A 9,696-nucleotide genomic window follows, 5' to 3' on the forward strand; every position below is an offset into this window, starting at 1 on the left:
ATCGTGGGAGCGGTCATGAGGGCACCTCTAAAAATACGATTTAATTTCGCTCAGCTTCAACATTTCGTAAAAGTTCAGCAACTCGAGCGATTTGTCTGTTGAATGCGCCTGAATGCCGCCTCTTTCCCAGGCATTGCTGCCATTTTTCTCATTTTATGCCATCGCGGGCGTACCTCTCCTGTCGCGCCTGAGCAACTGCCCAAGACGCACCATGTTGTACACCAGATTCATCATGCCGATTTTGACCTTGGCACGAAGCAGGCCGATGGTGCGCACGATGTGCCCACCCATCTGCGCTTGCGCTCCAAACACATGTTCGACGCGCGAGCGCACTCTGCTTTTCTCGGTGTTCGATGCTTTCTGTTCTTCGGTCAGCGGATGTTTGCGCGCGCCCTTCTCGGAGATGTGGCTTGGTATGTTGGCAGCGGCCAGTTGTGCTTCTTTTTCCTGTGAGCGGTAGGCGCTGTCCGCATAGAGTCCCCGTTTCTTCCCCTCGTGGTCTTCGGTCTGATCCAGGAGCGTTTCAAACACCTGGCTGTCGTGTACCGCCGCATCACTGACCTCGAAACGTTGCACCAGCTTGTTCCCTTGGTCCGCGTTAACGTGGTTCTTGAAACCGTAGTGATTCTCGTGGTTCTTCTTGGTCCAGCGGGCGTCGACGTCCTTTTGACGACGCTTGGATTGCGGTACGGGTTGTTGCCACTCGGCGGGTGTCTCGCCGGCCTTGACCTGGGCGTTCTCTTCGCGCGTGTTGCGCTGGCGCGGGACTTCGACAAAGGTGGCGTCTATCATTTGGCCGGCACGCGCCGCGTAGCCTTGCGTGGCCAACTGTTCGTGGAAGCGGACGAACACCACGTCCACCAGTTGCAGGGCTTTCAAGCGCTCGCGAAACAGCCAGACGGTCTTGGCATCCGGGACGCGATCTTCAAGCTGCAAGTCCAGAAAGCGCATGACGGAAAGCCGGTCGCGTATCTGATATTCGATGCGCTCGTCGGACAGATTGTTCAGCTGTTGCAGCACCAACACCTTGAACATGAGCACGACATCAATGGGCTTGGCACCCGCGTTGCTCTTGCGTGCCTTCTCGTGCACCCGATTCAGGTCGGGCCGGAACGCTGCCCAGTTGATCTGGTCTTTCAGCCCAACCAGCGGGTCGCCCATCCGGGTGAGCGTGGCGGTGCGTTCCGCTATGTCAAAAAAGCCCGGCTGCCTCTTCCTTTTCATCGCGTGTGCTCGAGGGGTTTCCATGGACGGAATGGTATCCGGTGAGGTCGCGTCTCGCGTGTTTCAAGCGGGAAAAGTGGCAGCAATTTTTAGAGGTGCCCTTATGTCTTGCCGTCTTCCTCGGCGTCCGTTACGTCGATGGCCGACCGGCTACCGCACCAACCCCCGCCCTCGAGAAGGCCGCCGCCTGACCGCACGTTTCCACACCTATTGACGAGACCTCTTGCGCGCGGACCGATCAGCCGGCTCCTCTTACAGGAAGTGCTGTCGTGTAGTGCTTCATCGAGCACCCACTCCTGTGCCCCCAGCTCGGCTCACGTCCGGCAAATTTCGCCAGAGCGGTAATGGGACAACTGTCTGACAAAGTCGCATCAGGACTGGGTTTAAAATCTCGAACGGCTGATGAAGCGCGCGCTTGACGAGTGGCTGTCGCCCACTCTGTCAGCTGCGCCTCAGGCGCCCAAAAACAGACGCAAGAGTCTGCTGCACAATCGGGGAATCGCTGCGCTTCAAAACAAGGCCGGCTACGACCGCCCCGCCGGCCGCCGCCGCAAGCAGCCTCACGGGCAGTGGTAGCGTTGCTGGCAGCCCCCATCTGATGAGCGGCACGACTCCAAAAAGGAATGCCGACGCGATCCCTGCCGATTTCATCGAAGAGGCGTATTCAGACCCGTCTGCAGCAAGCATCGTTAGGCCCGCGACACCGGACGTTGCGTCGAAACGGCCCGTGGCGCAACGGAACGGTGACGGTCCGTGCGCGAGTGGAGCATATGCTCGGCGCTCCCCGGTCCCGGAGCATGCATGCCCGACGCAGTGGCGGCGCCGAGTGGCGTCTACAAACCCCGGCGTCCTCAGGCGTCGCCGCTGTTTCGGTTGGTCTCAGATCATCTGCACCGCCTGCAGACGGTCTACGACGAGCGGTTTGCCCGCGAGTATGGCCCGTGGCGCTCGGTCGTCGCGCAGGTCGCCGACAAGTTCCTGGCGTGTGGCGTCCTCGAGCACGGCTTCGCCCGCATCCGCTGCGACGCCTGCGCGCACGAATACCTGCTCGCGTTCTCGTGCAAGTGCCGGTATTTCTGCCCGAGCTGCCACGCCAAACGCCTCGCGATTTGGACGCAGTGGCTGGACACCACCCTGCTCGCGCCGGTGCCGCACCGCCAGGTCGTGCTCACCATCCCGAAGCGGCTCCGCGCGTATTGTCTCTATCGTCGCCGCCTGCTCGGCGAGATCGCTCGCGTCGCCGCCCGCACCGTCACGGCGGCCATCCGCGCGCTGACGGGTGAGCGCGACTTGGCGGTCGGCATCGTCGCGTGTCTGCAGACGCACGGCTCACGCGCGAACTGGCATCCGCACCTCCATCTCCTCGTCACCGACGGCGGCTTCTGGCCCGACGGCACGTTTGTCTCGTGGCCGGTGCATGACACGGCCCGGTTGACAGAGGCGTTTCGCCGCGCCGTGCTCCGGCTCTTCGTGCGCTTGGCCCTCTTCGACGAGGACCAAGCCGCCGGGATGCTCACGTGGCCGCACTCGGGCTTCCACGTGCACACGGCCGTCTGGGTGTCGGAGGACGACCGGGCCTTCGCCACCCGGCTCGCGCGGTACTGCGCGCGGAATCCCGTCGCCTTGGAACGGCTCACCTACGATCGCAGTGCGAAGGCGGTGACGTATCGCTCCGACAAGTCCGACGGCCCGACGGCGGGCACCGAGACCGTGGACCCGCTCGAGTTCCTCGCCCGGGTGCTGGTGCACATCCCCGACAAAGGGCACGTCACGACACGGTACTACGGCTGGTATGCCAACCGCCCCCGCGGAATGCGGGGCACGGCGGCGACCGCGGCGGCCGCCGTGCCGCCCGCCATCGTCCCCGCGCCACGACTGGCGCCCACCGAGGCCAGCCGCCGATGGGCGGCGCTCCTGCAGCAGATCTTCGAGGTCGACCCGCTGGCCTGCCCGACCTGTCGCGGGCCCATGCGGATCATCGCGTGCATCACCCAGGCCTCGGTGATCGACCAGATCCTCGCGCCCCTCCGCACCCGCGCCGCGACGGCGACCCCCGCCGCCGCGCGGAGCCCGCCCTCGACCCGAGGACCGTCGGGACCGGGCCTCACGCGACGACCCGCCGCAGCCCACCACGCCCGCTGAGCCTCACCCCGACGCCCCGCCCACGGGCGGGGACGTTCGGCGTGCGCGTCAGACCCACCGGAGCGTCCGCCCGGTCCCTGCGGCGACCGGGCGCCCACGGGAAACGCCGTCCGGACGGCTACCGAGGCACGACGGCGGGCGGCGGGCAGGCCGCTGCCCGCCAGCCGGCCCTTGCGGGGTCGGCAATCGCGCCGTGTGTAGCGACAGCTACTCGACCGACCCCGATTCAAATTCCTATCCCCGACGCACAGAGTTTCCTCGGCACGCTCCGCGCGAGTCCCTACCCTACGGTAGTCCCGGGGCGACTGATTAATGCAGCAGTCAGCAGCGACAGTAGTCTCTGATCCAACATCAACGCTCAGCCTCTCGGATAGCTATGCCGACGTATTCGGCATAACGATACGTATTCGGCATTCACACGGAACAGGATGTGTTCACATGACCTACGACTAGGTATCGGACCGGTCTCGTATCGTCGACGCCGTAGAGGTTCACCATTGGCGTAGTTCTCGCATCTGGTGCGAAGTGCATCGGATTGCGTGATACACCGGTATCACCTCCAAGCAACTCTCTAGTTACGTGCGCGAGGAGACCACTTTTCGCCGGGAATGAGTCAAGTATGCTGGTCGCATTGGTTAATGAGGCGGCGGATGCGCGCCGCCTTCGTGAGGCAGTCGATCCCACGCTTTCGATAACGTGGTGTCGACGCGCGGACGAACTGGTAGGTCTGGCATCTCAGGCGCAACTGGTACTGGCTGAGCCGCTGGACGCGGATGGCACGCCGGTCGCCGACGCCATCTCTCAACTGCGGGCGCGCGCGCCGCACCTTCCTGTGATCGCCTACGCCGGTCTTGCGCCAGCAAGCGTGAGGGCGCTCGCCTCGATGGCCGCCCATACGTTGCATTCCGTGATCATTCGTGGCGTGGACGACTCACGCGCCACGCTGCGTGAAGTCATCCACGATGCCATGGCTCGCGCTTGTGAAACCCAGTTCTGGCACTCGGTCATCCCGGTGATTCCGTCCGAAGCGCACGGCATCGTGCGCTATTGCATCCAGCAGGCCGGCTATCCGTTAACGGTGTCGATGTTGGCACATGCCGTCGGCCTGCCCGAGCGCACGCTGAACGCTCGATTGCGCCGGTCTAAGCTACCGAGCGCCCAAGAACTGATTGCTTGGTCCCGACTCGTGCGTGTTTCGTGCCTCTTGCACAATCCGACGCTGACTCTTGAAGTCGTGGCGGAGCGGCTTGGCTTCGCGACGCCGTCCGCGGTAAATGCACTCGTGATGCGACTGCTGTGTGTCACACCAAGCGCATTGCGACGTGCTGGCGCGGTCTCGCGTACTATGGAAGCGCTTCGAGCTCGATTGACTGGATGAGGCTATCAACAATCTGTTGCGCCCGTTCGCCCATAGATGCTCAGCTCAGGGACATATCAACGAGAGCGTCGATTGATGAACGACACTCGAAGATCTGTTCGGGCGTCGTATCATGCGTTCGGTGGCTTCGAAAGTGTGCGTTGCTTGCGACTGCGACGTCGGTCTTGCAGCAGCGTGCAGCTTGCGTTAGTGCGGCTCATCACTCGCGTCTCACAAACACGCGCGGCGACGATGGAGCCGACGTTGAGGATGCACCAGACAGTATCTGCATCATGCGGTGGTGAGCCGTCTTGTTCGCCAAGGGCACTTTCACGTTTCGAAGAAGCCGTGTGGACGGTGTCATCTATCACGAAACTTGCCGATAAGCCGAGATCTCTGCCGAAAAAGAAATGGTTGCCTGATGGTGCACGTGACTTACTTGCCGGTTCCGATGGGTTGTTCAGCAGTGGATGAAAGGTGTCATCAGTCACTGTGCTGTCCGCAAACGCCTGCCGAGCAGGCACGTTCGGTAACGCAACGCGCGAACTGGCCTCTGACAACGACGCCACATGTGAAAAAGCGCCGTCTTCCATGTGCTCACATCGGTATTTCCCGCAGTCGATGTTCAATCTTCAGATGGAGTGAGACGACGATGAGGCACCGTCAAAGGGTAAGCGCACGAGCGTGGCTCGGTGTAACGGCGCTCGGCATGCTCACCGCGTGTCAAACGCAAGAGCGACTCGTTGCGCCGGTAGAGACTGCATCGTCGACCGCGCTACTGGCGCCGGCAAATTCCGAACGACCGTTCTACTACTATGAGGGGAAGCCGGTCTATCTCGAAGCAGATCCGACGACCGTTATCGTCAGCACGCGCGACGGGCTACCAGCAGTAGCGGCAGAAGCCGCGAAGGGTGCGCTTGCCTCCTTTGCGGGCGTACGGGTATCAGACGAAGGTGGGACGCTGTCCGTCCCAGGGCATCGTGCGCTGAAGCTGGTCGGTGCAACGCGCGACAATGTCGATAGCCTCGTCGCGTCGCTTCGTCGCGATGCACGATTCGAATTCGCGAGCCCGGCATTTCGTGCGGTGGATGGTGGGCAGCCTGTGTGGTTAGTGAATCAGCTCGATGTGCAGTTTAAAGAGGGGGTCTCGCCGGCACTGATCGCACAAGTAATTACGACGGCCGGTGCCCGCGTTATTCGTACGCCCAAGCCGGACTCTGGCTTCCTCGCCTATCGCTTGGCGTACGCCCCCGGCCGCGACCCACTCAAAGTCGCACAGGCGCTGGATCGCAACCCGATTGTGCAATGGGCAGACCCCGATAAAATCTCCGGGCATCGGCCCGCATTCGTCCCGAGCGACCCGTTCTACGCACAGCAGTTTCATTTGCGCAATCCGCTGTTCTTCAACGGCGTACCCGTCGACATTAATGTCGAGCCAGCATGGGACCTGACATTCGGCTCGCAGAGCGTGCGGGTCACGGTCATCGACGATGGTGTCGATCTGCTGCACAGTAACTCCGGCGGCGGATTCGCGGGCGATATGATCGGCAACTTCAGTGGCGCGCAGGGGTATGATCTGTTGTACGCGTTTTCGACCGGCGACTCGCCGTTCTATCCCTTTGGCAATGATACGCATGGGACCTCGGTCGCCGGAATCATTGCGGCATCGCAGAACAATGGCGTCGGCGTCGCGGGGATCGCGCCGAACGTCACGGTGAATGCCATCCGAATCTTCCGTCGTACCTATCCTCCTGAAAGTTTTCAGGGTACGCAAGTCGCCACTGATGCACAAATCGGTGATGCGATCAACTATGCGTGGCAGGGCATGCAAAGCGACGTCATCAACAACAGTTGGGGTGGTGGACCGGTCAGCAACGCCATCACCGGCGCGATCAACAACGCATTGTCCTTGGGACGCGGCGGCAAGGGTGCAGTCGTGGTCTTCTCCGCGGGCAACACCTCGGAGCGTCAATATGGGATCATTGGTGGTGTGGTGTACCCTGCAAATCTGTCAAGCACGAGAAACGTAATTTCCGTTGGTGCGATTGACCGGTACGGCAGCCCGGCGGATTACACGCCCAACGGTCGAATCGACGTTGTTGCGCCCAGCGGGCACTTCACTAATGCTTGCGTCGGGGAAGTCGTGACCATTGACCGCTACGGAGCGCAGGGTTGCAACGACGGTCCCGGTGGGAGCGCCGACTTCACGTCGTCGTTCTCGGGCACCTCAGCGGCTGCACCTCAAGTAAGCGCCGTTGCGGCTCTGATGCTGTCACGCAACTCCGCGCTTACTGCCGCGCAGGTGAAGGCGAAGTTACGTAGCAGCGCGAATCCGTGGGGCACGGCAACAACATTTGGTGCTGGGAAGTTGAACGCATACAACGCACTCCAGTAGCTCGCGGGACGCTTTCGCTGCACTTGGAGTTGGCGTATCGTGGAGTGGCCCTCTGGAGGTCGTTCGCGATGCGCCAATCGCATGGGGCAAATAGCATGCTTGGTACCGCTGTTTCCCAATAGCACTCGCACTCGTGGGTATCGTCGGCACTCGCGCGCGCGCGAGTGCCGAAACCTTGCAAGCGTACGTGATATCCGACTGAGGCTATGACAAAAGGACTTCGAGGTTGTGCCCCTGCGTGGGGGGGTTGCCTGCTCGGGTTGATCTCGTGCCAGCAGCCGACTACCCACGTGACAGCGGGAGCAGGTGCTGAATCGGTGGTCACATCGATCTCAGACGATGGGGCATTTCAAAGTAGCTTGATCCGAGTTGACGCATCGACTGCTACGATAGTCGCACGCCGTGAGCTCGGCGGGTACTTAGAAGGCGCGGCGCTTAGCGCGGACAGCAACCTCATTTACGCGGGCATTGCGTCAATCGACGGGCGACGTGAGCTGCTCGCGGTCAACGCGCGTTCGCTGCGTGAGGAATGGCGGCTCCGGCTCTCAGAGCGCCTCCAGCCAGCCTTCGGACCTATCGGCATTCGAACTGCTGAGGTGTTGACACCGTCGGTCGACGGCACGTCGCTGTATGTCTGGCGTGCAGAGCAAGACAACGTGGTAGGGATCGCGGCGGTCGATCTTGTTTCGCGGCGTACGCGCGCCTTTAGTGGTCCGTGGAATGTCGCTGGTGGCGGAATGGTGACGATTCCCCGCGGCGCGCCGACCTTGCCGAATGGAGCGCTCGCGGTGATCGCCAGTCGCGAGAATGCCGCTACTGGGCCGCGGCGCCAATCGATGCTGTATCTACTCGATTTGCAGTCACTTGCTCCGTTGGATTCAGTAACTCCGCAGGATCTTGGCGGGTCATCGGCGGCAACATTCTGGGACGTTGCGGTCGTGGCCAACGGGCGCGATTTAGTCATCGGCAATGAAGCGGAGCTTGTACGATTAGATCTGGCGACGCGGCGGGTGCTGGGCCGCACCTCGCGTATCAGTACTGGTCCGTTTACGGTCGATCCTGCATTCGGCGCGGTCGTGCTCGCTGATAATGGACGATTTCCCGATAGCCCTGGTCGAGGGCTACTTCAGCTGTTTCGAGCAGATCTGACCGCTGATGGAGCCATCGACATTAGTACTCCCGTTGGCGGAGCGCCGAATAGTCCTACGGCGCTGGTGATGGGGTTCGTCGGCCGTAGCGCGGATGGGAAGTCGGTATTTGTGCGTACAGGAACGTCACCCATCGGCACCCTGTATCCGGCGCAGCCGGCTCGTTTGCTGTTGGTGGATCTAACCTCACGGACGGTACGTGCGTCCGTCGCACTCGGCGGTGCTGGTCTGGGCTACATCTTCGTCGTGCCGTGACTGGTATCGCCAGTCATGCACCCCTCTTGACAGTACGGTTTAGCCGCGACCAGCGCGTCTCAGGATGTACCTGTCGCCGCGCGTCCTCCTGTTCGTGCAGAGGGTGCGTGGCGTTTCGCGCGTCGCAATGCAGACAGTAACTTCACATCCTCACCAAAGCGCTTAGTCGAATTCAGTTTGTGGACAACTAGAACCGATCCGATTTCGTGAACGACTAACTCGCTAGATCGAACAAGGAGCCCGCACGTCATGAGCGGCGTGTGTTCACTGACGAGTTCGAGATGGAAGCGCTGTGGTTGGCAACGCGGCGTCGGTCGTCTGACCGCTCGCGCACCACACGAGCAGTCGAAGCGAACTGCACAACATCACTTGAATGGCGCGGACTCGTTGGGGCTGCGCGCTCCCGCTGTGCCGTATAGCTGACGCGCGCGACTGCGCCACGACTGGAGATGACCTCCGTCGATAGACTTACGCCGTCGGTCCGCCCGGGGACGCGCGTCAAGGTCATGACAGTATCGCTGGCCGGGACAGTCGACGCGCCAGGAAAGTCGTACGGGTCGTCGAGTCCTAAAGGCTCGAGCGCCGAGATTGTACGATGTTGGTAGAAGCGCATGTACGCGGTCAGGGTCGCGCTCGCGCGCACGCCGCGCGCGCCAGATGGCGCACGCTCCCAATCGGCTGACACTGAAGCAATATCTGCACGACGCGGCGACATCAAGAAGAACACCTTTTGCGTAGCGGTGAATGCGGCGCGTGAGTGGATACGTATCCGGCAAGCGTGCTCGGCGTATCCTAGCGCTCCGTCTGGTTGGCGCGGACATTGGTCTCGCGTGCGAGCAATCGGGTACGTGAGCGGCGGCGCCGCTACCGCTGGCGTGAAAGTGATTGATGTGAAGTAGCACACGGAGCGCCGGGGAGATGTACTCCCCGGCGCTCAGCGCGTCGCCGCCCGATACTCGTCAAGTAACGTGGCGGCGGCGCGAATGCCGCCTTGGTAGTTCTCGATACTGATCCACTCGTTGGGCGCATGGGCGTTTTCGCCGGGCAGGCCAAAGCCCATGAGCAGTACCGGCGCGCCGAGAATGCGCTCGAAGTCGCCGACCACGGGTATGCTCCCGCCCTCGCCCGTAATCACCGGCGCCCGTCCGAAAGCCGCCTCGAGCGCGCGCTTGCCG

The 9,696-nt window shown here is 62.0% G+C and carries 7 protein-coding genes; 4 read left to right on the forward strand and 3 right to left on the reverse strand.

What is annotated here, in order from left to right:
• Positions 1-153 precede the first annotated feature (153 nt).
• Entirely contained in the window at positions 154-1,224 is a 1,071-nt protein-coding gene (locus ACESNG_RS01590; RefSeq protein ID WP_373061898.1) for an IS5 family transposase, read from the reverse strand.
• Between the two features lie 801 nt (positions 1,225-2,025).
• Here ACESNG_RS01590 and ACESNG_RS01595 point away from each other — a divergent pair.
• Positions 2,026-3,366 (forward strand): transposase, encoded by a 1,341-nt coding sequence (locus ACESNG_RS01595; protein WP_373061890.1) that lies wholly within the window; start codon positions 2,026-2,028, stop codon positions 3,364-3,366.
• Positions 3,367-3,985: 619 nt separating this feature from the next.
• Entirely contained in the window at positions 3,986-4,744 is a 759-nt protein-coding gene (locus tag ACESNG_RS01600; protein ID WP_373061892.1) for a helix-turn-helix domain-containing protein, read from the forward strand.
• 110 nt (positions 4,745-4,854) lie between these two features.
• On the opposite strand, the gene ACESNG_RS01605 is transcribed toward ACESNG_RS01600, so the two are convergent.
• The gene (locus ACESNG_RS01605; RefSeq protein ID WP_373067455.1) at positions 4,855-5,316 is read right to left on the reverse strand and encodes a hypothetical protein; all 462 of its coding nucleotides are present in this window, start codon (positions 5,314-5,316) and stop codon (positions 4,855-4,857) included.
• Positions 5,317-5,432: 116 nt separating this feature from the next.
• Between ACESNG_RS01605 and ACESNG_RS01610 the strand changes: the two genes are divergently transcribed.
• On the forward strand, positions 5,433-7,118 hold the full coding sequence (locus tag ACESNG_RS01610; protein WP_373067457.1) for a S8 family serine peptidase: 1,686 nt from the start codon (positions 5,433-5,435) through the stop codon (positions 7,116-7,118).
• Between the two features lie 596 nt (positions 7,119-7,714).
• Positions 7,715-8,521 carry a hypothetical protein gene (locus ACESNG_RS01615; protein ID WP_373061896.1) on the forward strand — a complete coding sequence of 269 codons (807 nt, stop codon included), beginning with the start codon at positions 7,715-7,717 and terminating at the stop codon, positions 8,519-8,521.
• 934 nt (positions 8,522-9,455) lie between these two features.
• Here ACESNG_RS01615 and ACESNG_RS01620 read toward each other — a convergent pair.
• Positions 9,456-9,696, reverse strand: a 241-nt coding sequence (locus ACESNG_RS01620; protein ID WP_373067460.1) for a M20/M25/M40 family metallo-hydrolase, incomplete at its 5' end; no start/stop codon positions are given.

This window comes from Gemmatimonas sp. (genome assembly GCF_041689975.1).
GTDB lineage: Bacteria > Gemmatimonadota > Gemmatimonadetes > Gemmatimonadales > Gemmatimonadaceae > Gemmatimonas.